The 26,399-nt window shown below is 55.4% G+C and carries 1 protein-coding gene (running past one end of the window); it reads right to left on the bottom strand.

The genetic code is table 11. From position 1 onward, the window contains the following. A protein-coding gene (locus CA13_RS16940; RefSeq protein ID WP_146398572.1) for a CARDB domain-containing protein crosses the window boundary here: on the bottom strand, positions 1 to 26,399 show its 5' portion. The gene continues 4,687 nt to the left of window position 1, outside the view; 26,399 of the gene's 31,086 nt are visible here — the first part of the coding sequence; it begins with the start codon at positions 26,397 to 26,399; the stop codon falls past the left edge of the window.

Raw genomic sequence — 26,399 nt, 5'->3', positions numbered from 1 at the left:
GAAACGCTGAAATCGATTTGGAGTTCCGAGACGAATCCGTCATGTATTCTTCTGAATTCATTATCGAGTACCTCATCGTTGGCGCGATAAAATTCAAATTGCACGGTCTCAGAATAAGGCGTCACTCGCTTCTCGAGCACTTTGGTGGTCAAGACATCGAAACTTTCCGGCACATTCGTCCCGTCGCCCCGTGTGGGTTTCTCAAAATTCTGGAGATTTTCCAAGTCTCTAGAGCCGGGTTTCTGCAAGCGATACCTTCCAAGCTGATTTTTTTGCTTGGGGTACGTATACGCGATTCTGACGTCTCTTTGCGAACCCTCCGGGATATCCCCAAGATCGAGAATGCCATCGGAGACGTCGCCGTCATTCGTGTATGTCGCATTTGCGGAATAGACAGAACGACGCGTCGACTGCCGCGAATCAATTCCATCCTTAGGAACATCAATGTAGAACACTTCGACTTGCATTAACGATGCGTAAACGTCGTACTCGAAACCACTGTCGGAAAGGAACGATGGTTCGCGTATCGCAATTTCAAAATCGATGTCACCTTTCGACGAAATGGATGTTATCAGCGTTTCCTCGGGCGTTGCCAACATACTCAATATTTCGCAAGTTCCCGGGTCGCGATCCGTAATGTCGGCGTCAAAGAAGATCACGAAACATGTGGCGTCTTCACGTAGCGTTTCAACCCGGCGCTCTTCCTCAGTCCGTTCACCGACTTTGGCAGAAAACTCGTCATCGCCAGCACCAATCCCAATCGACTCAAGCAACCCGGCACCAGTGATAATGATACGTCGCAACTTTGTCGTCACGTCGTCTGACGAACTATCAAGAACAAAATCGGAGAAGCTTGAATTCGAATTCGTCTCCCCCTCTGCAATATCCTGGACGGGAATACCAGACTGAATTGGGGTCAGGTTCGCATATCCATCGTCCGGATCACCATCATTGTCGACCAGTCGAGCCCCGGCGATGATCTCGACATTGTCAAGAAGGACCGTGCCTCCCTCGATGGCAAATACTAAGGATGAGTAGACTCCATCAAAATCGAAAGGAAAGTAGACGGTTTCAAAGAGATCATTTTCTAGTTCGGCTAGGTTAACATCGTCTATCAGTGTCATCTTTCCAGGTTCGGTTTCGACACTGACAGTCAGCTTACCCGTCGCGCTGCCGACAATCGATAGATCAAATCGTAGTCCAGAGCCGCCATCGGGCGCGTAAAAGCGATTGTGACGAATTTCGTCGAGACCGTCGCCAAGTAGCAGTGAAGTGTTACCATTTTCGTTGACGGTGTACTGTGCACCCTTGGGGAATCTTACTTTGTTGCCGTTGTGGTATGCCCAGCCGGGGATCGCATATTGCCCAAATGGGAACCTTCGTTCGGGGCCCACGAACTCGGTTTCGGCATGGTTGAAACGACCCAGATGGAGATTTCCTTGCTCGAAATCCCCATTGAACAGACTCGGTACCGCTGGTCCCCGTTGGCCGTTGGCGTAGTCGTCCGCCAACGTGTTGTCGTAGGTAACCGGTACCGAACCTGCGAGATCGGCTCGATACTCTGATCCTCCACCGACTGCGCTATAGAACCAACCGGTTGCGATCCCTTCGCTAATCTTGCCGATGTCTTCAGGGCCATTCTTGGCACCTTCGTAGGCTTGGTACCACGGGGTCTCGTTGTAGTCGACCGCGAAGATCGCCTGCCCCACCGTTCGTTCAAAATTTGCGTCATACAGGCGACGCCAAACTCGCTCTCCACCAAAGTCTTGCAGTCCGACGTCAATCGTACCGGCGTACCACTTCCAGACACGACTATGAGGCCCAGCTACACCGCCAAATCCGGTAGCGTCCTGAATGCTCGTACCGATGAAGTCGTCTTGAGTAAATCCGGCACGGCCGGCAATTGGTTGTTCTGCGTCTTTGTCGTTTTCGTGGAGCCTTTGATTGATTGATGCCGCAGGAAGGGAGAATCCGTTTGGTGTGATAGTCCGAGCATGGGTGCCGAGCTCCTGGTAGTAGTTGTCTGCAAACGCGAGGTTGTTCCACACCTGCACGGTCGGCTCTCGGAATTCGCCATAGTGAAGCCACTCTAGATCGGCGAGTGATCCGATCACATCGGTGACAACAACGGTGGCGTCAGCGAACCCTACCGCTAAATCGGCGCCCACTTTGCTCACCCAACAAGCAACTCGACTTCGGATGGTAGGATTTAGGCTATCACAGACTTCACCTACAAGCTCGCGACTGATTCGTGTAAATAGCTGCTGGACAGCAGATACTGGCGTGTCGAGAGACCTCTGTGGCAAGTCATGGGCATCCAGCGTGGTCATCTGGATGTCGTTCTTATCCTGTTTATGAATTCCGAATCGCTGAATAATCTCACTATTTACGATGGTTCCGCGACTGTGCCCGATGAAATGCAACGGGCTCTTCATCAATCGTCCAGCGTTGTCTTTGTCGAAATCCATGATTGCCGCAAATAAGGCGTCAGCTGCACCCTCGGCGAACCCAGAATCATTGACCACCGACTCTTTGATCCAATCGGAGACAAGAACAACCGGTCGACCTGGTATCGGCTCGCGACCGTCAAGCGAAATGAACTTGCCCTTCTCTCGGTTGTAGATCATGACGACTCCATCGCCGCCACGGCGGGCTACGAGTTTCGCCATTTCAATAAACGATTCCGGAGCGTTTTCGAGCGGTTCGTCGGAGAGCGCTGCGGACGGGTCGAGCGTGAACCCATGGGTGATGACTGTCACGGTGTTGAACCGATCTGTCTGGGTCACAATCTCAGGGCGAACGGTGAACGTCGAGTCTCGACGACTGCGTCGTCCTCCGTTTTGGAATGCCTCAACGCCCCAGTAGTAGTTTTGACCCGCGGTCAGCTCCAATGAATCTGGAAGCGAGAAAGTTGCGTTCCCAAATTCGTCAGCGGTAACCGATACACCACTGACGATTCGATATGGATTCAAATCTACCGACCCGAGGTCCTGTGGGAAAAGTCCGGACCCGGCAGGGAAGACCGAAACGTAGATTCGGCTCTCTCCGTTGGGCACGCCAACGTTCCATTGAAAAGTTGGGCGCTGAGAGTCCGAGATTGCGTTGACGGGGCTGGTAAGTGTCAAGGAATTCGGAACCGCATCGACTCCGCGAAGCGCGCTTGCCGGGTCGGTCGCGTTTCTTGCAACAAGGATTCCCCGGCTACCGTCGAACAACTCCAATGCAGCGCGCTCAAGAGAATTCTTGGTCAGGTCGTAACCGACTTTCTTCGCCTGTTCGATGACCGCAAATATGGAAGCGATGTCATAAGCCTGCTGCTCACGCGTCCCCTGCATCGTCACGTACAGCGTCTGGCCATCGGCACCGATCGCCAAATTGTCCGGAAATGAACGCTCGATCTGCTCGGTGGCGGCAATCAGTCGAGGGCCTTCAGCCGTCAAATTCAGCGGGTCCGCGATGATGCCAACATTTCCACCCGCCCTGACTAACGGATCGTCTAGGAATTTTGCGTTGTAACCGGACACAAAGGCAAAGTCCGTTCGTCCAGGAATGAGTTCAATATCATTCAGATTCTCGACGTCCAACGGGTCTCGCACATTAAGGCTGTTGTTCAGCGCGATACGTTCGCCAAGCGTTGCTTGGAACGAGTCAATGAACCATCCCTTCGTATTGCGGCGCAACACGTTGTAGGCAGTACCTTCTTGGCTGCGGTCGGTGAAAAGGAATGTATCTGAATCTGCAGTTGCTACTACAGCATAGGGTTCGGGCCCGACGCGACAAATATGATCTAAGAGCGACGTGGGAACCACCGATTCGGTAGTGATGCCTTCGGTGTCCGTGGACTGAATGGTGTCTTCGCCAATCTTCAGCACGAATACGTGTCCAGGGCCAGCAGACGCGCGATGTAACGGGTGTCCCGGTGCCGTTGCGGCTAGGTACTTGCCATCAGGCGTAATTGCCAATCCGCGAATCCCATAGGGTGAAAGAGGCAGGCTGATGGTGTCGACATGCTGATGATAGGTCAAAGAATCCAATCGCAGATCCACAACGTAAATTGAGCCAAACCGGCCGTCCGCGACATATAGATATTTTCCATCAGGAGTGGTCGCCATAAAGTCAGGCCGAGCCCCAATCGGCAAGGGAATCAGGTCTGCCGTAGTATCAGGGTTGCCGTCCAAATCTTCGAACAAGGCTCCGTCTGCATCAAGTTGCAGAAGGGTATTTGCGTCGAAGACTGCGATGCCGGTTGGGTCACTCAGCGTTACGAACAAGCGTTCCTGGTCGTTGGAAAGAATGGTCCGGAGCGGTCGCGCCCCTTCCGGAGCAACCGACAGTTGCGCGACGCGGTCGACCTGATCGACCGCCGAGCGTTCGGTCACAAGAATGGAGCCACTCTGAATGGCTGCCGCAAATGACAGGCGGCTTTCCGCCCTGATGCGAAACGGCCGGGAATCGAGCAGTTCGGCGGGATCGTCTTTGTCGCTACCAATGGTTCGTCGAGGTCGAGAGACGACGATCAGCGACGACGAAATCGGAACCGCATTCGGCGCAGCGAACTCGATAGAATGCGGATCCGAGTCAATGTTGAGTTCGAAACTAGAAGCTGGCAGTACAAGATCATCCGGATCATCTTTATCATTTTCCAACCGGAACGAATCCAGAATTCCACGTACGAAGGTAACACGCACGTCACTTTGCTGAACGGGAAGGATGCCCTGACGCGATTCAACAAAGAAGTTGCGGCCCTCCAGACGAATCTTTGTGGGTTCGTCTTCTATGGCGTGAATGATACGAGCATTTTCAATTATCGGATAACCGTCATCGGTCACCAGGTCGGTTGGATCACCATCGATGGTGAAATCAAACTGAGTTTGGTTTCCAACGTCAAACGTATGTGACACAAGTTTCTGCGCGATCCCGTCACGACGGACCCAAATATCGAATTGTGTTTCGATGGGAGGCACAAAGAGTGTACGACCGAGTGACAGGAAGACCTGTCCGGCAAACGGGACAGAAACAGGCATTGCTTCGGTTCCCAGTTGCGTTGGCGTGGCAACGATTCCGTATTCGGCATTCGTAAAGTCACCGCGAATGATGCTAAGACCGAGATCAACTTGGACAAGATCCTGATCATCTTCGGCTGCCATAACGATGTACGGGCCCTGACGATTGATGCCTTCCGAGGGCGGTGACGATGTTCTAGCGAGGCCGTCGTCACCCACAACTCCCGTGTCGTCCTGCACGAAAATTACCGATTCGTTACCGTCTGCATCAATCAACGTCTCCCGACGCATGAAGTACACCGGTTCGCCCGCGCTAAGCCCATCAACCGGTACCGCCACTTGCGCGGGAATGCTTAGCGACTCACCGCTGAAATCAAGGTCGAATGCGGCAGCAGCTACAAATCCAGCGCCAACCTCGTCGGCAACCTGCTCGATCGGACGTGTTAACAATTCGACAGAGGCCGGAGTTCTAAATCCACCTGCCGGAATCGAGACGAACCCGGAAGTCGCATCGCCCACGACTCCACCGTTCGTGTCGATTTCAACTTTGCCCGCCACCGGTTCGGCGACTCGTACTTGCGTTCGGGAAAGTCCTGCACGGTAAACTGATATGACTTCTGCGATTCCTGTCCCCACCGCCTTAATGCGACCAACAGAATCAACGGTGACTACCGACGGATCCGAAGTGATAAAAACGGTTTCTTGGGGCATGTCCAATGAATCAAGACGTTTGCCGTCGATGAGGATTACGATATCACGCGAATCCTGCGGCGGCAGTACGACCGAAGCGGGGTAGGCCTGTATGTTCAGCAATGAAGTGGCAAGCGTGTTGACGTCAGTTGGGAGGCCAACCAGGACAGTCTTTACGAGTTTTTGTCCCGCAACTGAACCCTCGACGTAAGCAAATCCGTCCGCCAAGCCGCGCAGATGGCCGTCCTTGATTTCCAAGGTGTTCGGATCAGAGCTGACGAAGCCAAGTTCCTGCGACGACACAATGTCACTTGAACCGTCGGTATAGGTGACGGCCAACTCCACGCGTGACCTCTCGCCCAAGTCAATCGCTTCGCGATCTTCCAGCAGTCGGACGTCGGCGATGGAAACACCGTTGGCATCAAGCTTTATCTCGACTTGAGAAGATCGTTCGACCCCATCGTCCGCGACCAAGAACACAGAAGAGGGGCCAACGAAATCCAATGAGGTGCGAATCAGCAGAGAATTGGTAACGGGATCGATTTCTGCGCCGATCTCTGTCCCATCAGAAGTAACGATATAGGTCAGATGTGTTTCGTCGGATACGAATATTTCGTCGGTCGAAATTGGAAGCCTTTGCCCAGGTCTGATGAAGACATCCCGCGGAGAACCGCTGGGGCGTTGACGGGCGACAAAGCCAAAGTTGCTAGCTGATGCCGCGTCGTCGACAGCATCAATGTCACCGTCGCGATCGAAGTCGCTACCTGTTTGTGAGTCTGCGCCATCGACAACGCTATCACCATTGGAATCGCCGACTAAGTAAATCTCTGCGGAATAGGCACCCGCTGCGGAACCGGAGATGGTCAGCACATGCGTTCCTGATCGGTTAATCGTAAAGAGTGCAACACTACGCCCAGCTTCGGTGAATTCGTATCCTGTGTTGAAGCTATCTACAGCGGCTGAGTTCGGATCGAAGTCAGCCGAGTCGATTTCGACACCGATCGTGATCGTAGCGGTCGCGCTGCTGCGCAATTCACCTTCCGTGATCGTGAATGCATAGCGGTCGGTTTCGCCAGCGAGCAGAGTTCCGGTCAGCGGAATGCCGAAGACTGAACGCGTTCCACCAAGGTGCGGTGTGACTGACGATGTGGGTAGGGGCTTTCCGTCGTCGTCATATGTGAAATGAGTCCCATCGGTTGAAGAAGGTGCGACGATGTTCAGCCGGCCTTCATCGTCATAACCGTAGAATGTTCGGTCGCCACTAACGACGTCAATCGCGGTCGAAAGCTGACCTTCGGCGTTATAGCGATAGACGATGTGCTGATCGTCGCTGCCGACCAGTTCATTGATGCGGTCTAACCCGTCGCGAACGATATCCAACCGCGAGCCATCGGGCGCGACAAATCCGCTGTCGGTATAACGCACCGATGTGCTGCCGTCAGTGGCCGTGATGCGGTTCAATCGGTAGTCGAAACCGCCGATGCTTTCACCGTCGGTTCGGAACCCGTATCGTTGTCCGTTCGGCGCGACAAGCGTGAAGACGTCGACACTCATGTTTGCGACGGCAGGAACGTAGGGCAGCCCGCTGCCAACGATATAGTACTTTCCGTCGACCGGTTGAATTGTTCGATCGAAACTTTCCAATCCCCAGTTCACGTCGCCGTCGGCAACCCAGGCCGGACGATAAGTTTCAATTCCCGTGGTGATTGCTTCGGGCTGGAACGTGAATCCGACACGCTCGCCAGTGGGAAGTGTGACATACAGCCGCGTTCCCGCAGGCATCGCAGTAAACGAATCGCTTGCTGTGTCCCCTCCGAGTGCGATTTGCGGATCGATCAACGGTGTGTTGAAGAAGCCTTCGGGGATGGAATCCAGTGAGTCATAATATCGCGAGAATTCGACGTTGATACCAGCAAGTGTGATCGACAGATCCGTCGTGCTTCGTTGAACCGCTGCCGTCTTCGTAGCCGAGTTGATTTCAATGTCATATGTCTGGGTCGAAGTCAGTCCACCAAAGTCGCTGGCGGCAATCGAAATCGTGTAGAAACCATTTTTGAATTGTTCTGGGTCCAACGTCACAAGACGTACAATACTAGTCGTTCCCTCTCTGAGTGTGATCGCCGCTCCGCCGCCCCTGGGAATGAGATCGATGGTGTAACTGGCCAGTCCTTCGTCGAAGATATCGAACATCAAGTCACGCATGCCGGTGACGACTGGCGGAGTAAACTCGGTGATCTCGATGCGCGGTGCGGTGCGATCGCCAGGATCACGAATAAACAACGGCTGAGTGACTACGGTTTGGCGGCCTTCGATATCAACGACGGTCGTGGAAACTTCGTAACGACCCGGCATATTGGCGACAAAGGTGCCGCGCCCGAGTTCGTCCAGCGTGACGGATTGTCCGTTGATAACCAGAGTCGTTGACTGCAGTAGCACATCGCTATCGGCAATCGGTTCAATAACTACTTCTTGACCCGGTGTCGCTGGGAAACTGGGCGTGGTGACGATCGTGACCTTGGGACCGACGGGGTTGAAGCTTGCGACCAGTGTGATGGTGCGTTGAACCTGCAGTGTCCCATCGTCGGCGATCAGGCGAATAGTGTGCTGGCCCGCTTGGAATCCCTGAGGTTCCCAACGCAACACGTTGTCTCCGTCGATCGATGCACCGGCCGGCAAGTCGGTTGCGGAGAGTGTAACGGTATCGCCGTCGGCATCGGTTACGACAATCGGAATTTCAAATAGCTCGCCGATCTGAGCATTGCGCAGTGTCGGTGCGTTTAATTCTGGCTCGCGATTGGTCGGAAGCACTTGCACCTGGACGTGCAATGTATCTTGCCCGCCCGAAGGATCGGTCACCAAGAACGGAAGGACATAATTGCCTGTGGACTCGAAATCGACGTCCCAAGCGACCGTTCGGGAGGTGGGATCAAATCGGAAACCGTCGGGTCGCACACCCGTGAATGCGTAGATAAGCGGCTCTCCGTCGGCATCGCCTGCATTTACGCTGAAAACAAGCTGTTCTCCTTCGCGGCCAAAGAGTTGTGGCAACGTCGAAAAGACGGGAGCCTGATTGACGTTGGTGACCGTTACCAAGACGTCATCACTTCGCGAACCGGCTCCGTCGCTAGCGGTTATTCGGATGCGATAGTCGCCCGCTTGAGTCGAATTGGGTGTCCAAGTTAGCTGTCCAGTCGCCTGATCGAACTGAGCACCCGTCGGCAACGGTCCGGTTGCGGTTCCGTTGACAAGGTCTGCAGTGAAATGAACCGTATCGCCATCGTCATCACGGGCGAATGCCTGTAGCGAAAGCGTTTGTCCCTCAGCAACGGTTTGGGCACCAATCGCATCAAGGTCGGGACGGATGTTTGATTGTCGGACAGTCAACGTGATCGTGTGCGATGTGCTAAGCGGTGCGGCCGCACCGTTGTTGCCACTGTCGGTTACTTCGAATGTAATCGTGTGCGTACCAATCTCACTGGCCGTCGGATTCCATGCGAAATTGGCTTCGCCGTAGACGGTCGATGGAGTCAACGATGCGCCGCTCGGCAATCCGGATGCGTTGAATGCCAGCGGATCCTGGTCGGCATCGGTAACGAACAAGGGTAGCAAATACGGCGAGCCGGGAACCAGAACGGCATCGAAGACGGAGTGCATGAACGGTGGTCCATTTTCACTTGTGGCCTGAAGAATGAATTGAGTTTGCCCTTGCAGGTCGAGCGTACCAGCGGCTTCCTTTGCGGTGATGGTGACCAGGTAATCGTCTCGGTCGCCTGGCTGTGGTGCTAGCGAAAGGGTTCCGGTTCCGTTGCCGTTGTCAGTCAGTGTGGCCCAACGGGGAAGCTGCGTCGCTTGACCGATCTGTGCGGAGATTTCGATTGACGCGCCTTCGGGATCAACCGCAACAATCGGAATTTCAAGTGTTTCGCCAATCGCAACGGTCTGGTTGCCGATAGTGTTGACTTCCGGCGCTCCGTTGGCGTCTTGCACATTGATCGTTAGCGTAACTGTGTCAGTTGTCGGCGATCCGGTTCCGTCGCCATCGTCTTCGGCAGTGAAATCGAACTTGTACAAGCCGGCTTCGTCGAACGTCGGCGTCCACGTAAAGATTTGTCGCTCGGTGTCATAAGTCGCAGCGCCCGGGAGGGTGTCGTGCGTATAGGTCAGCTGCGGAATCAAGCCTTCGAAGTCGACGAAGAAATCTTCTCCGGTCACCGTCGGATCGGTCGGTACGCCGCTGAACTCCGGATCGCTTGCGGCGATTCGCAGTTGGATCGTTTGGCCTTCGAGTATGTCGAACTCGTCAAGCTCAGGGAAATCGACTTGGCCGTTCAGGTTGTTGACCGTCAAAACCGCCGACTGCTTGGTGCGAGTTTGGCCATCGTCGGCAAAGAAATCGATTTCGAAGATGCCGTGTTGATCGTATCCGGGCGTCCACTCAAACAGACCGATGTTCGGATCCAGGAATGCTCCCGGAGGTGCGTTGGGGGTCAAATAACGGAGCGCATCACCATCTTCGTCGGTACCGACCAACATGAATGAAATCACGTCGCCTTCGTTAATGGTGCGATTTGCGAGCGGTGCGATCTTCGGTGCAACATTGTTGTTGGCGATGACGATATCGAACGAGACTCTCGATTCGACGAAGCTATCACTGACAATCAACGTAACGGCTTTGTATTCCCCGGCGTCCATACCGCCCGGTCGCCAGCGTAGCGATTGGCCGACCGAGTCGAAAACGGCTCCAGGTGGAAGGTTGTCTGCAAAGTAGATCAAATCGTCGCCGTCTGGATCGAATGCGCTGACCGGAATGTCGATCAGGTCGCCTTCGGTAAATAGTTGATCTTCTACAGGCGAAATGATTGGAGCACGATTGGCATCGGTCACATCGACGGTCCAGACCTGGCGGCGATATGCGCCGCGGGCATCGTAGGCACGCAATTCGAAGTCGGCTTTTACATCGCTGGATCGATTGGGCATCCAGTCGACCATACCCGTTATCGGATCGACGGTAGCGCCCTTCGGCCCGCTGGCCAACACATAGGTCACCGCTGATCCGTCGGGATCTTCCGCTTCGGCCAAGTATTCGTATTCCGCATTGACGCTGCCGACTTCCAACGGCGCGCTGTTGAAATTTGGTAATTGGTTGTCGGGCAACGAAGCCAGAACGCGTGGATTGAACATCAAGTCAACCAGTTCGCGGTTCTGGATCGTGATTGTTTGCGGCGCTGACGACGTGCTGCCTTCCAGCACGGCGCCATCGGCAAACAGCTGGAATCCATTGGCATCGGCTGGTGCGCCGTCGTTACCAAAGTAGACGACACTTTCGTCACCAAGTTGGTCAAAGACGATGTTGATTGGGCCGGCAACATCGAAGCCATTATTATTGGTCACGATGACATCGAACAGCAACGTTCCATCGGCACGGTTGATCCGTGTGTTCTCGTAAGAGACTGACATCGACAGCGTGACATCTTCGAAAACACGGAACGTTGTTTCAAAGCCATCACCGCCAATCGGAATCGCCTGTTCGCTCTCCACTTGAGAACTGACTTGCAGAACGTACTCGGCGGGAGGCAGCTGTTCGAACAACAATTCAGCGGTCCGCGTGCCGGCGTCGTATCGGACTGCGCCGATCGAGACTTCTTCGCCGGTATCCATGTTGGTCAGCGTATAGTTGTCGATGTTGTTTCCGCTGGCCTGGTCGGCCGGATTGGCATTCAGGGATACGTCAAAGACTAGGTTAGCGCGATTGTTTCCGTTCAAAATCTCGGTTTCGATCACGCGCGGAGCTGCGACGCTAAAGAAGACGTCGACTTGGTCGCCTTGAGTGACCAAGAAGCGATCACCGCCCAGTGGTTCGATTCCTTCGACGCGGCCAAACCCGCTCGACGCAATCACCGTTTGTTGCAGCGAGGCTGGATCAACGACCGAGACTTGACCGGTGTTCTCGTGACCGACGATCAATAGGTCTTCCAGCAGCGACTGGGGTGCACCGAACGCTAGCGATTCGGCGCCCCCTTCGACGGTGGCGACTACTTCGGCGCGACCGCGGAAGTCAAACCGCAGTACTTGATCACGTTCCGGCCAAGCGGTTCCGTACAGTGTCCCATCCGCGGCAACGGCCAGCGAGTCGACTCGGATGTCGGAAAACGGAGTGAACTTGCGCGTGGCGGTATCGAATCGCTGAATTCCACCAGTCGTTGCCACATAGAGTTCGGTCGCGCCGGGGATCGATGCAATGCCAAGTGAAACGCCAGCGCCAATCGAATCAAGCACCGCGCCCGTTGATGGATCGAGTTGTAATAATCCCTCGCCTCCGGTGCTGGCCCAAAGCTGCCCCGCCGAATCGAAGGCGAGTTCGTAGATCGGAGCGTTGCCTGTGGCTAGCGCCGTCCGCTCAGTGGTTTGAGTACTAAATCGATAGAGTTCATTGCGGCCCGCACCACCAGAGATATAGACGTTCTGTCCATCGGGACTGACCGCCATCGCCAGTGTGCCGATCGAGGCTCCGCTTTCGCCGGAGATCGTTGCGAACTGTTCGGCGGCCAGCGGACGGATGACTCTGGCGAATTGGCTTGGGTTGGTCGGGCTGGTTCGTGACGGAATACCGAACGCGGCTTCGGTAAAGATTCGCTTTTCAACGGCTGCCCCATCGGGTTGGGCGTTCGGTATGTTTGGTGCGACGACGACGGCCGCACGTGGTGCATTGCCCAGATTGATCTCGGGTACCAACCTAGGTACTCGAACTCCATCGCCGACCGCTTCGACGTTGCCGGCCACATCGATCGATCGGACCAGGAAGATTGGTTCCTCGCCGGCAGCCGCTTGGTAGGTGAAGGTGGAATCGGACGTTCGATACAGTACGGTGCGAAAACGGTTGCCACCGTCGCGTGAGACCAACAGCGAATGAGTGGCAACGCCGCTGCCGCCGGAATCATCGGTCGCCCCCCATTTGATCTCGTAACGATCACTGCCAAGCGGTGTCGTCGTATGGGTGGTCGTCGGCGCAACAGCATCGAGTGCTGCGAACGAGACTTCGCTATCGACCGGTTCGCCGTCATCGATGATCACGCGCGCGGTCATGTCGATCGGATCTCCGGTGGCGACATCGCCGCCGGTGCCCGCCGCAGCGACGGTATCGGCGTTGACGAAGAATCCAACTTTAACAGACTCGCCTGGTTGCAAGATTCCAACCGCGTTGTCGACCGGTGGTAGCCCGTCGCGGGGATCGATGGCGCGCAACAAATAGCTGGCGGTCCGCGTGGTCGCGTCGATCCCAGCGGTGACTTGCAGGACATAGCCGTCTTCGTCGAACAGATCAAATTCGCCAACGAACGCGGGACGTCCGGGCGGAAGCGAGATCGTGCGACTGCCGATTTGAATATCGGCCAGTTGAAGGCTGCGTTCATCCAGCGTGTCGTCCAGCGGTACGATGACACGAATTTCACGTGCCGCATCGGTCGCGTCGGAGTCGAACGTCGCGGTGACGGTGTAAGGTAGCGGCGTTGAAATCGGAACGAAGTTTCCGTCACCTACACCGGTTGGCCCTTGGACTTCGACCGTGTCGCCAACTAGGGTACCGAAATCGTCGGTGTTGAAGACAATCGTGTCGGCAATTTCGCCTCCTTCGAACAACGGCGGGGGCCCAGCTCGCAGCGTGAAAGTGGCAAACGAAGTCGGGTTGGCCAGTTGCAGGTCGTAGTCTTCTCGCAGCGCCGCCGTTCCACCGCCAAACGCGCCCTCGGTATGTCCATAGTAGACGCGTAGTTGTTCAATTAAATCGCCAAGCATTGTCTGGGCGGTCACCAAGTTGGCGGCCGCATCGTCAATGATTCCGGAACCTGCATCCCCGCCAAAGAGTCCGCCGACAGCAACGAAGAACGCGTTGATGTCTTCGGCTCGGCCGTCCGCTTCGGGTGGCGCATCCTCGGGTCGCATCAGTCCAAGGTCGACCAGCGCGGTCAGGTATAGATCAACAAACTCTTGATCATTGCCGACGAACGAGCGCAACACGTTGGATGCGTCTGTGTCGGCCAAGATCGCGCCGCGTAACTTCCTCGCTTCTTCGGTTTGGAATTCGATGTACTGGGCGCTGGTCAGCGGTGTCGAAGCCGCGGCGACGTAAAAATCAAAAGCCAGCATATCTAGGATCAGTGGATCTAGATCCTTCAGGAAATCAGGATTGGTCTCCAGCAGCTCACGTAGACCCGGGTAGATGGTCACTGCCGCACCGATTTCCGTCACACCACCGGTCGGCAGATCGATTGCGACGCCACGACCCGTCAGCGCACCAGCGAGGTTCAGTTCGGGGGCAAGGCTGCCAAAGTCGAACGTAGAGATCGGGTCGAACAACGGCGCGACCGTCCCCGCATCGCCTCTCAGTCCGGTTACGAATTCAATCGCCGGACCTGGAATGATTGCCTCGAACTTGTTTTCGACGTTGGGGAATGCGTATTCGAAAATCGTATACGGCGTATCGACGTTGGTCAGGCTTTGGACCGTAAAGCCATAGGCACCGGTTGCACCTAAATCGATTTGCGACGGTCCGGCTACACCGATGTTCGATTCCAGCGGATCAGCGGCCTCGATTTGGAAGCGATAGGGATCTTCGGCCAAGCGTCCGTCGGGATGTAGAACCTGAACGTCATACAGCCCGTGCGGCGCATCACGCAAGTCAAAAACCGCGATCAATTTCGTCGCATCGATTCGTTCGATGGAAACCGGCGCAAACTCGGCTAGTTCGGGTCGAACCAATCGAATCGCTGCCTGTTCCGGAAATTCGGCGCCGTGAATCGTCACGGTGACATAGCGGTCGTCGCCACCCGAATCGGGAGTGATGTCAGTGATGCCAAAGGGTATCCGGGTGGCATTGAGCGTGACCGGATACTCTTGACGCAACAGGAGTGAGTTTTCTTCTTCCTCTTGGGAGAGAGCAATTCGCACCCCGGCACGAGCCAGCACGAAATATCGGCCGCCCAGCGTTTCCGGAATCAAGAGTGACTGATCAGGACGCAAGTAGCCTTCGTAAGCGGCGTCAAAGTCGAATGGCTTAGGCAGTCGTTCGTGTGCCACATACAGTTCGTGTGAGCCAACATTGTTCAAACTATCCAAGTCAATTCGGACGGTCTGGCCCGGGTCTGTATCGAGTTGGAACAGCCGCGAGACGCCCTGGGCAAGTTGTTCTTCCAGCGGGATATCGAACCGCAACCGCGGCACGGTGATCGCCATTGTGTCGGCAGAAAAACCGGTATTGTTACGGTTGTTTTCACCTTCGACCACGTCGTCAAAGATATCGGTTCGTACCAAGATTCGAAAATCACCCGGCAACCGGGCTGGGACTTCAAATTCCACCGTTTCGGTGTAGGTTTGACCGGGATTGACGGTCCGAACACCCGGCGCTTCTTTGCGGCCGACCAATGGATCGCCCAGATCCCAAACGGCGTCATCGGAAACATAAACTGCGTCAGCGATTCGCGCCTTGGCTGGTTCATCACCGCGGTTTTCGACAGTCCAGCTGACCGTGACAACATCGCCTACCGCCGCCGCAGTAGGGGCGCTGATGTCGATCACTTGCAAGTCGCTCGGCGGCGGCTGTTCGATCAACATCGGCGAATCGGATACGCGAATGTTATTTTGCTCATTCGCTTCAAGCACTTCGCCGTCGGGTCGGCTGCTGCGAGGAATATCCGTTTGTACAATCACGTAGTAGTCGCCGACCAATCCACGAGGCAGACGAAGCTCTTCAGTTACCGTACTGGTGCCGCCGGGGCCAATTCGATCGCGGATTTGGAATTGTTTGACGTAATGATCGCTTGACGGATCCAGCAGTCGGTCACGGGAAAGATAGACGCGATCGAAATAGGGAACCTGCGTTTCGGGAATCACGCCGCCGTCATTGCTGACCGTGTAGCTGAATGAAAAATCTTCGCCAACCAATACACGACTTTGGCTGTTGACCGTATCGATGATTAGGTCCGGCGTGGGAACCTGAGTGACATCTAAAGATACGATTACCTGGTTGTCTGCTTCATCCGCAAACTCTAACACCGCGTTACTCCTTCCGACTAAACGCGACGGACCTTCGGTGATTGGGTACGGCAGCGGTCGCCCGTAAATGCGTTTCCGAAAAATCGTATCGGTTACCGCCAGCACATTGAACGGACCGCCAATGTTATCGGGAACACGAACGGTTGCCGAAACTTCGTAGCTTTCGCCAATGTCCAATGGTTCGCGACGCTGTGCGCTGTCCAATTCAAAGTCGTAACTGTCTAGCGATGTATCGGTTGACAGAAAAATGCCGTCGGCCCAAGAGGAAACACGCGTTTTCCGCGTCCCTTCGTTGGTAACCGTAAAAGAGACTTGAAGTTGACTGCCGCTATTAGGATCCACCGGCACAGCAGAGAGTCCAGAGATGACCAGATTGGGCTCGGCGTATTGGACATCGATCTGGTCGGACGATCCAGAGTTATTCAGGCGGCCATCGTCGCCTTCCCAGATCTTGTCGGCAAAGTGGTCGACCCAACCTGGGTAACTTCCTTCGCCCCATTCCCCAAATCCTGGGACGCCGCGCCGCACAGTGACGTTTGTGAAGACATGCGCGTGCCAAATGCCGCTGCTGCCGGGCGGCGTGAAGACAGTCGTTGAATCGGAGTAGGACTCACCTGGCTCAAGCGGATCGTCCAGCACGAACGACTGGCTATCCGCCAAAAAGGCCCGCGTGGGGTCAAAGACAGGATCTTGCGAAAGGAACACATATTGCCGGATTGACTGCATCACTTCGTCGGTCGCAAACGCGCCGACGTTCTCGATTGTCCAACGCACATTGATCGGTTCGCCCGATTTGCTCTCGGCATCAGCCACCACGCTGGTCACCGATAAGTCAGCCGGAACATCGACGATGGTTGCTTCGGTGGCGCCGACGTTGTTATCGGTGAACACTCCTTCGTAGACCGTGACCAGCTGGTTGGTTGGACCGGCCAGTATCGCTAGCAGCTCGCCGCGCGAAAACTGTTCGATATCTGAAACGCCAGTTTCGCCAATCGGTTTGCCCGAAGCCACCTCGATGCGTTTTAGGATCGCCTGGACTTCATCCAAGAACTTTTCTTCTTCGGTCAGCGCGATCCGTGGATCAACATTCGTGCGAACCAGAATATGGGAACCAGCTGCCGAGGGTGGCAAAGTAAACTCGGCCGTGTGCTCATACAACTCGCCGGGCTGGAGTGCGCCCGAATGCGGCAATGCGAATAGTAGCGTGTCGTTGCCAAATTCGGTATCGTCGGAAAGGTAGATCGCATCCGCCCAGGTTTCTCGATCGGTGACGGCGGTGCCGTTGTTGGCGACTTCCCAAGTCACGCTGAACGGAACCGAAGGATCGGCCGCATCGGGATGGCGAGCTCCGCCGCCATCAACTTTGACCTTCGTTACTTGTAAATCAGCGGACGGAGTCAACAAGACATTGATCGGCGTCGAAACGTAGTTGCTTCCTTCCAAATCGTTCGGTGCATCAGGATTAATGTTTGACGCGAATGCCGATTCGTAGACTCGGTTATATCCATCGGCGTAGACCGTCAGGAAATACTGTCCCGTGATTCCCCTGGGAACCTTGACCGTTGCTTCGGCTTCATAAGAATCGCCAACTTCCAACGCGCCGGAGTGATGGCTGTTACCGATGAAGATATCGCCGCGTGCCGGCTTGGGGCCGTCTTTGCCCAGTGTCAACCAGATGCGATCGGTCCAGGAACCAGGATTGGTGATCCCTGCGCCCAAGTTGGCGACCTTGTAGCGGACAGTGAACGACGAATCGTCAAACACATCCCCGGGGCCATTGACCGATTGGGCAACGATGTCGGGTGGCGGAACCGGGTTGGCGTCAATCGCGATTGCCGACGCGGTTCGGTTGTTGCTTTCGGCCGGGAACTCGTCGACTTTTCCTAACGCATCGGTCACGACCAAGACAAACCAGTTTCCCGAGTAGGAGCGGGGGATCAGAAACGAACCGGACGAACGGTACTCGCTTGGCTGTCCACTGGTCGTGCCGGCAAAGCCGAGCGCCGATCCGTTTTGCAATTCACCTAGCAGGACCCCGTCGCTACTTGTGCTGCTTGAAGACGATGACAAATAGACACGGTCATTCCAACGGCTGCCGCCCGATGGTGTGTCGGCGGTGCCCAAATTGGCGACGGTAAATTCAACGTCGATAATCGTGCCAGCGGTGATTGCCTCGGGCGTCGTTACTTGGGTAACGCGTAGGTCGGGACGAGGTCGCAGATTGATTTGCAGCGTGTCGGAGAATGTGGTGTTATCCGTTTCGTCCGTTTCGATGACATCGCTACGCGTGTCCGCATCGACAAACAATCTGAACAGCCCCGTGGTTCGCGGCAGCGTGACCAGTTCGGTTCGCGTCAACGTTTGGCCGGCGATCAGTGGTTCTTCGACGCGAAAACGACCATAATCTTTGGTCTCGCCGCCGCCGGTTGATTTCAAGTAGAGCTTGTCTTCCCAGCCGGTTTCCGTATCGTTGGGGCCATCGTTTCGCACCGTCCAAGTCACTTCGACTTGCGTGCCGTCGTTCACTTCGGTTAGTCCACCCAGTGAAATCTCGGTCACGCGCAGATTGACCGGTGGTGGTGGAATGAAAATCACGTCCAGGTCTTCGCTGCGGCCTTGGTTGCCAGCATCGAGTCCGCTGTAGATGAATTCGTAAGGTCCGCCGGTCCGCACGAACAGATAATTTTCGCCATCGGCATCGCGTGGAATTGTCACGTCCGTCGTTCGCGAATAGGAATTGCCAACGCCCAAGGCGCCCCCATGGACACTGCTTCCGATCAGTCGCAGGCCGGTCGCGCCGGTCGGATCACTGCTGATATAGACGTAATCGGTCCATATATCGCGGTCGGTCGTGGCGATACCTTGGTTGCTGATTGTCCAGCTAACATCGACAGACTCACCGGATGTTGGTGTCCCGCTAAAAGTGACTTCGTCGACAACCAAGTCACTGAACGGCTTTGTCGAGACATCAACGGGATGATCGGGCGAGGCGCTGTTGGATGCATCCCCATCAATCTCGTAGACAACATCGTTCAGATCGGTTTGCACAAACAGCGTGAAACGCCCGTGGGTGCGAATTGCCAGCGGCAGGATTTCGGTGCGACTGTAAGATTCGCCAACGGGAACCGCGCCAGTGTGATCAAAGGTGCCTAAGACGATGTCGTCGTGATCACCTAGGATGTCGTCGTTGGACAGAATGACTCGGTCGGTCCAGGTATTGACTCGGCCCGGGCCGTCACCCACGTTTTGGACCGTCCAAGTAACGGTCAAATCGACGGGATCACCGATCAGCAACGTTGGCGCGATCACGTCGCTAACCGTCAAGTCCGCATAGGGGAACAGTGAAATCGCAACCGCATCGCTCGCCTTGGTTCCGGTCGTTTCCCCTTCCCCTTCACGTACCGTGTCTTCCGCATCGGGAACGACGATAAAGAAATACTCGCTGGCAATTTCGTCAGGCAATGTGACTCTCAGCGATTGGTCCGTTGTGTCGCCGACGAGAACATCGTCAGTGGTGACCTTAGTTCCTAGCAATACATCTTCACTATCCAACTGATCGTCCGTGGAAAAATAGATGTAGTCAGTCCAGTCGGTGGTGGCGGGTTTATCGCCATCGTTGGTGGTCGTCCAGTTGATTGTCAGTTCTTCGCCGCTAACCGGCAATTGTCCTGACGCCGGTGCGACGGTGGTGACAACCAAATCGGCCAGTGGTGCCGTTGCGATCGATACCAAACCGGTGGATGGCGTGATGTTGTTCCCTTCGGCGGTCGGTTCGGCAACGCGATTCGTAAGGTCGGTTTGAACAATGACAAAGTAATCGCCAGGGGTCACCGAAGCGGGTACGACAAACGACGCCGTCGTTGTGTAAGAAGCGTTCGATCCAAGCGCGTCGTCATGAATCACGTCGCCCAGGAAAATATCGCCACCCGGTACGTTATCACTGCTAAGGAACAACCGGTCGGTCCAAGAATCAACGGTGGTCGTCGCCGTGCCATCGTTGCGGACTCGCCACGTCACGTCGATCACTTCGCCGATAAACCCGTTGGCCGGAGTCGTGATCGCATCGACAATCAGGTCTGCCGGTGGATCTTCCAGTTCGATTGCGATCGGATGGCTGATCGTGTTGTTCAGATCGTTTTCTTCGAAGAGTTGGTTCGAACGATCCGTGCGTACCAGGATGAAATAGTCGCCGCTGATACCAAAAGGAATGTCAACGCTAAGCGAAGTCGTATAGGTTTCGCCTCTGGCTAGGTCTTCGCTGTGCGTAAGGACGCCAAGTTGCAGGTCGTCACCGTTGCCGTAGATATCATCGGCCGACAGGACAATTCGATCTGACCAAGGGTTGGTAGCCAGGGCGCCGCCGATGTTGCTGACCGTCCAGTCGACGGTCACGATGTCACCGTTCTTAGCAGAGTCAGCGGCGGTGATCGAATCGATTGTCAGGTCAGGAACGGCAAATACGACGCTGGCAATGAACCGATCATCATCGATTTCGCCGAAGCTGCCGTCGCCATCTTGATCCATCGCATTGCCGGACGGGTCCAGAATGTCAGGCCCAATCGAAAAGGTGTATTCGCCAACTGTACTTTGGTTTGGGAACGAAATGCGGACCATGTCGCTATCTCGCGCAATGACTTGGTTGACTGCGATCACACCATTGGGACCGATCAACGACACGTCTTGGGGAGTAAACGTTGACACATCGATCTCTTCGTCGAACGTGACGTCGATAAAGAAATAGGGTTTGGTCACGAAGTCAGGCGTGTACGACAAAATCGTGGGGCCGCCCGAATCGAGAGTGAACGAGGACATGAAAACGTCTTCGGTTGCTTCGCCTGCCGTGCCGTCTTGGTCTTGATCCATCGCGGTGCCGGCAACGTCGGTTAAGTTGGGGCCGATCGAGATCGTGTAGTCACCGGCGGTGGTGATCGCGGCAAAGGAAAGCGTGTAAGTCAAATCGTCGCTGGAAGAGATCGAAGTGATAGGGATGATTCCATCCGGGCCCGTTAGTGTGATATCAGCGGTAGTGAACGTGGCGGCATCGAGCGCTTCCGAGAAGGCGACATCCACCGACGAAAGCGGCGCGGGGATGGTACCAACAGGCAGAAAGTCGGTGACGACGGGACCGGCACCGGTGACGGTGATCGTGCCCTCGTAGCGGTCAGCCACTTCACCGGGGATCGCATCACCGTCGCTGTCCATCAGCGTGCCGCCCACATCGGTAATACCGGGACCAACGATGATTTCGTAATTGCCGTCGGCGGTTGAGCGAGTCAAGTTAATACGATACGTCGTATCGGTAATCCGCTCGACGCTCGTTGCGGTCACTCGTCCAGCAGGTCCGTCGACACGCACATCGCCCGTCGAAAAGCTGCCTTGATCGATCGGTACGTTGAAGGTGACTTCCAACGATTCCAATGCACCAACTTGGATTCCGGTCGGCGACTGTGAGACAATTCGTAGCGGTTGTCGATCGACGGTGATCGTGCGGATGTAAATGTCTTCCGGTTCGCCACCGGCCCCGTTGGTATTCTGGTCGTGCAGGTTGCCGGAGGTGTCTTTGGCGACCGGCTGAACCGTTAGTTCGTAGTCGCCGTCGATTGGCTGAGGCGGAAAGGTTAAACGGAACGCGGTGTCAGATTCATCAAGTGATTCGACACCGAGAGTGGGAATGCCTCCGGTGAAAGTGACGGTATCGCCCACTAAAACGAAGTCGCCGTCAAATTCTGTTTTCGTACCTTGTGCGGCGGAGAGTTCAAAGCCGGACGTGCTGGTCAGGTCATACATCACCATCCGCACCGGATACTCACCTGCGACCGGGAAGTCGAAGGTGACCAGATCGGTTGTTAGCGAGCGAGCGCCGTCAAACTCGGTCGAGAAGTCGCCGATCTCTAATCGGTAGCCATCATCGCTACCGATCGCAAACGTATACACGCCTGCTTTCGGTACAACGAATGTCGCGGTCGCGTCATGGACCAGGTAATCGTCGGATCCGGGGCCGTCCAGTGGGTTTGGAATGTCATTGCCGAAGTTTCCGGCCGATGGGCCATAATTGATGAACGGTTGATTCTCATTGATCACTTCCTGTTGCAGGTTTGTGTCGTCAAGAACTTGTAGCGCACCGGTAAGTCCGTCAAATGCTTCTGTGGACCGAACCAATTTAATCGAATAGTCACCGTTTAGAGAAATCGGCGCGAACGCCTGTTTTGCCGCTCGGACGGCGGGGCTGGTCAGTTCAACGGAGGCCAGTGTCAGAGTGTCGGGATCGATTGGCTCGTTGAATGTCACCGTGACTTTGGTCAGTACGGATGACGTTGTTTCGTCGGGGAACTGTGAAATGATTCGCGGACCGGCTTTGTCGACGATGAACGGACCATTGAAGATGTCATCGGTCGGCTCACCCGCGGTTCCATCGAGATCCTGGTCCATCGCAATGCCGGCCGAGCCGACAATTTGTGGGCCGACGGCCAACGTGTAACTGCCCGCATTGTTGATGATATTCGTTAAAGTGATTTCGACGGTCCGCTCGCCCACCATTCGTACCGATTCGACGGCGACTGTCGTCGGACCGGAAAGGGTGAAATCATCGGCGGAAACTGAATCTGTGATGATTGGCGAATCGAAGACAACCAACAGACGATCTTTGTCAGAATCCGGGGTAATCGTGCCATTGTCACGTAGCGAAGTGATTTCGGCGTCACTGACACTTCGGGCCACGATCGAAACTTCGTCGATGCGTCCGGTGAAGAACCCGGCGCTGTTGAAGGATGAGCTGCCAATGCGAATGCTGCTAGACGTTGGCGAGTAAGCGGGTCCGATATCAACATTGGCAAGCGGCGCCCCGTCGATATAGATGTTCAACGTCGAACCGCGTAGTGTCGCGGCGACATGTGTCCATACATTGTTGGAAGCGGTGACACCGCTATCAAGAAATTGATCGTTGCGATAGTTCGCGACGTAGTTTCCATCGCGGATCCCAATAGACCAATCGCGATTCTGGGCGTCACCACCGGCGATCGTAATGCGACCGGTCAGGGGAACGTTTTCAGGATTGACCCAAGCGGCAATCGTCCAGTCACTCGGCGGGGAAAAGTCTCCAAGCGAGACATAGTCACCGTCGCCATCTAGTGAGAAGGCAGACCCGCCGATTCGTCCAAGTCCATACGTTGCGTCCCCGACAAGCGAGCCGTTGCGAGTTCCGGATTGATCGGCAGTCGAATCATCGGCTTCATAGCGATGATGGATCGGCGCTTTGATCGGATCAATTCGACTCAGCGAAAGCGCTCGAGGGCCAAGCGGTCGCGGTGGAACCGATAGAAACGATCCATAGTCGACGTGGTCAGTGACGGGTGTGCCGAAGGGATTGTCGTTGACGAATCCGTCCGAACCCGACGGATCGTGTGGACCGCCGGGATGTGCCCAATAGTTGCCTGTAAACGTCGCGTTGGTTCGATCCGTACCGAGATGTCTCGCGGCAAACGAGGTTTGACCCACAAAACTGCTGCCGGTTACGCTTGCGCTCGATCCGTTGTCAATCAAGACGCCTTCGGGGCCGCCTAGGAAATCGGTATTCGTAATGGTTGCATTGCCATCGTCCACGTGCACGCCTTGCGCATCAACATTGATCACACGCAATCGAGTCAATTCGGCATTAGCACCTCCGTGAATTCGCACACCACGATTGTTGGATGACGCGATCGTTGTGTCGACAACCGAGACATCCTCACGAATATCAATTGCTGCAACGCTGTTGCCGTTATTGGGGCCGGCGGTCGAACCGGCATAGCGGACTTCTGTGTGCGAAAGCACTGAATCATCGGACCACAGATAAATCGATTCCCAGTTGCCAGGTATTGGTGACGTTGCGTCGCGGTTGGCATTGGAATCACCGCCGACCGTGTCATCATGAATCGATGTGAAAACGATCGGCGCATCGGCAGTCCCTATGGCTTTTAGAATCCCAGGGTTGGCACTGATGAATTGCGCGTGGGCGACCTTGATCACGCTGCCGGGGACCACGGTCAACGTCGCCGGCAGACCATCGAGTTGGCTAATGGTAATGTTGTTGGCCAAGTGGATCGGCAAGCCATCAAAGTCCCAGGTGCGGTCGGTTGTGAGTGTGCCACCGGCCAGTTGCACATGATCGCCACCTGCGTTGTCTCTGGCGGTGACGCCGTCGTAAGTTGGATCGGCGGCAAAGGCTTGTCGAACGACATACGCATCGCTGTCGGTGATCAAGACATTTTGAAAAATTGGAGTTCCTGACTCAACGTCGATCCCGATGAAGTCATTGTGGGAGATCCGAACGTTGCTCAGCAAAGGACTTGCGTTGATTTCAACGGCACCAAGACTATCGCCGTTGTTGGGCCCCGAGATCGATCCGGCATAGCGGACTTCGACGTTGGAAAGCACCGACTCGTCAGTCCGCAGATAGATCGATTCCCAATTACCGGGCACTGGAGACGTGGCACCGCCGTCGGCATTCGAGTCGCCGCCGACCGTGTCATCATGAAGCGACGTGAAGACGATTGGCGCATCGACGGTCCCTTGGGCCTTCAAGATTCCAGGGTTGGCACTGATGAACTGTGCGTTGGCTACCTTGATCACGCTGCCGGGAACCACAGTCAACGTTGCTGGGGCACCATCAAGTTGGCTAACCGTAATGTTGTTGGTCAGGTGAATCGGCAAACCGCCAAAGTCCCAGGTACGATCGGTCGTTATTGTTCCACCGGCCAGTTGTACGTGGTTGCCACCTGCGTTGTTTCGAGCCGTGACGCCATCGTAGATTGGATTGGAAGCAAAGGCTTGGCGAATCGCAAACGCATCGCTATCGGTGATCACCACGTTCTGAAACGTCGGAGTTCCCGACTCAACATCGATCCCGATAAAGTCATTGTTGGAGATACGAACATTGCTGAGTGACGGACTGGCTCTGATTTCCACCGCGCCAAGGCTGTCACCATTATTGGGCCCCGAGGTCGATCCGGCATAGCGGACTTCGACGTTGGAAAGCACCGACTCGTCGGACCACAAGTAGATCGATTCCCAGTTGCCCGGCGTTGGCGAAGTTGAATCGCCATCCGCATTCGAATCACCACCGACAGAGTCGTCATGAATCGATGAAAAGACAATCGGTGCATCGACCGTCCCGGGTGCCTTTAGAATTCCCGGATTCGCACTAATGAATTGTCCATTGGCAATTTTGATCACGCTGCCGGGGACCACCGTCAACGTTGCTGGGGCACCATCAAGTTGGCTAACCGTAATGTTGTTGGTCAGGTGAATCGGCAAACCATCAAAGTCCCAAGTGCGGTCGGTTGTGAGTGTTCCACCGGCCAGTTGCACGTGATCGCCGCCCGCGTTGTCTCTGGCGGTGACGCCGTCGTAAGTTGGATCGGCGGCAAACGCTTGGCGAATCGCAAACGCATCGCTGTCGGTGATCACGACATTTTGAAAAATCGAAGTTCCCGACTCAACATCGATCCCGATGAAGTCGTTGTTGGTGATGCGAACGTTGCTCAGCAAAGGACTTGCGTTGATTTCAACGGCACCAAGACTATCGCCGTTGTTGGGCCCCGAGATCGATCCGGCATAGCGGACTTCGACGTTGGAAAGCACTGAGTCGTCGGACCACAAGTAGATCGATTCCCAGTTGCCGGGCATTGGAGACGTGGCACCGCCGTCGGCATTCGAGTCGCCGCCGACTGTGTCATCATGAACCGACGTGAAGGCGATCGGCGCATCGGCAGTCCCCTCTGCCTTTAGAATCCCCGGATTGGCACTGATGAACTGTGCGTTGGCTACCTTGATTACACTGCCGGGTGCAACGGTCAAAGTCGCAGGCGTACCATCGAGTTGGCTAATGATGATGTTGTTGGTCAAATGGACCGGCAAGCCGTCAAAGTCCCAAATGCGGTCGGTTGTTAAAGTCCCTCCGCCCAATTGCACATGATCCCCACCAAGGTTGTTGTTAGCGGTGACGCCGTGGTACGTCGGATCAGCCGCAAACGCTTGCCGGATGGCGACCGAATCACCGTCGGTAATCTGAACGTTTTGCAGCGATGGATTGCCCGATTCAATATCAATTCCAACGAAGTTGCTATCTGTGATCAACACGTTTGACAGTTGGGGCGACGCATCGGCGCGGATCTCAACAGCACCCACGCTGTTTCCATTGTTGGGTCCAGAAGTCGAACCTGCGTAGCGGACCTCAACATGCGTCAGTACTGCCGTGTCACTATCGAGATTAAGCGATTCCCATTGCCCAGCAACCGGAGTCCCATCCACACCGTCCGTCAAATCCTCACCGATGCTGTCATCTTGCGCCGAAGTAAACACGATCGGGGCGGTTGCCGTGCCGATCGCATCGAGCGTCCCGATGGCGGTTAGCCACCGGCCATGTTCGAACTTGATCACCGTGCCCGGATCAATGCCAACCGTGACCCCATCGGGAATCGTGGTGTCACCGGTCACGCGAATCGTGCCCGACCAGGTTTGATCTTCCTCGATCACTCCGGCGACATCGGTTGCTAATAAGCGTCGGTCTTCGAGCTGTTCAAACAGGCTCCGCCGTTTGCGGCATCGCTCCTTGGGCGAGTCTTGTTTTTTGTGATGACGCTTCGGGCCTTGCGTCGATCTGCCCCACCAATTTGGAAGCAT

It is taken from the genome of Novipirellula herctigrandis (assembly GCA_007859835.1).
GTDB lineage: Bacteria > Planctomycetota > Planctomycetia > Pirellulales > Pirellulaceae > Novipirellula_A > Novipirellula_A herctigrandis.
The sequence above is the reverse complement of the archived record's forward strand: the minus strand, read 5'-3'. Positions and strand labels throughout refer to the sequence as shown.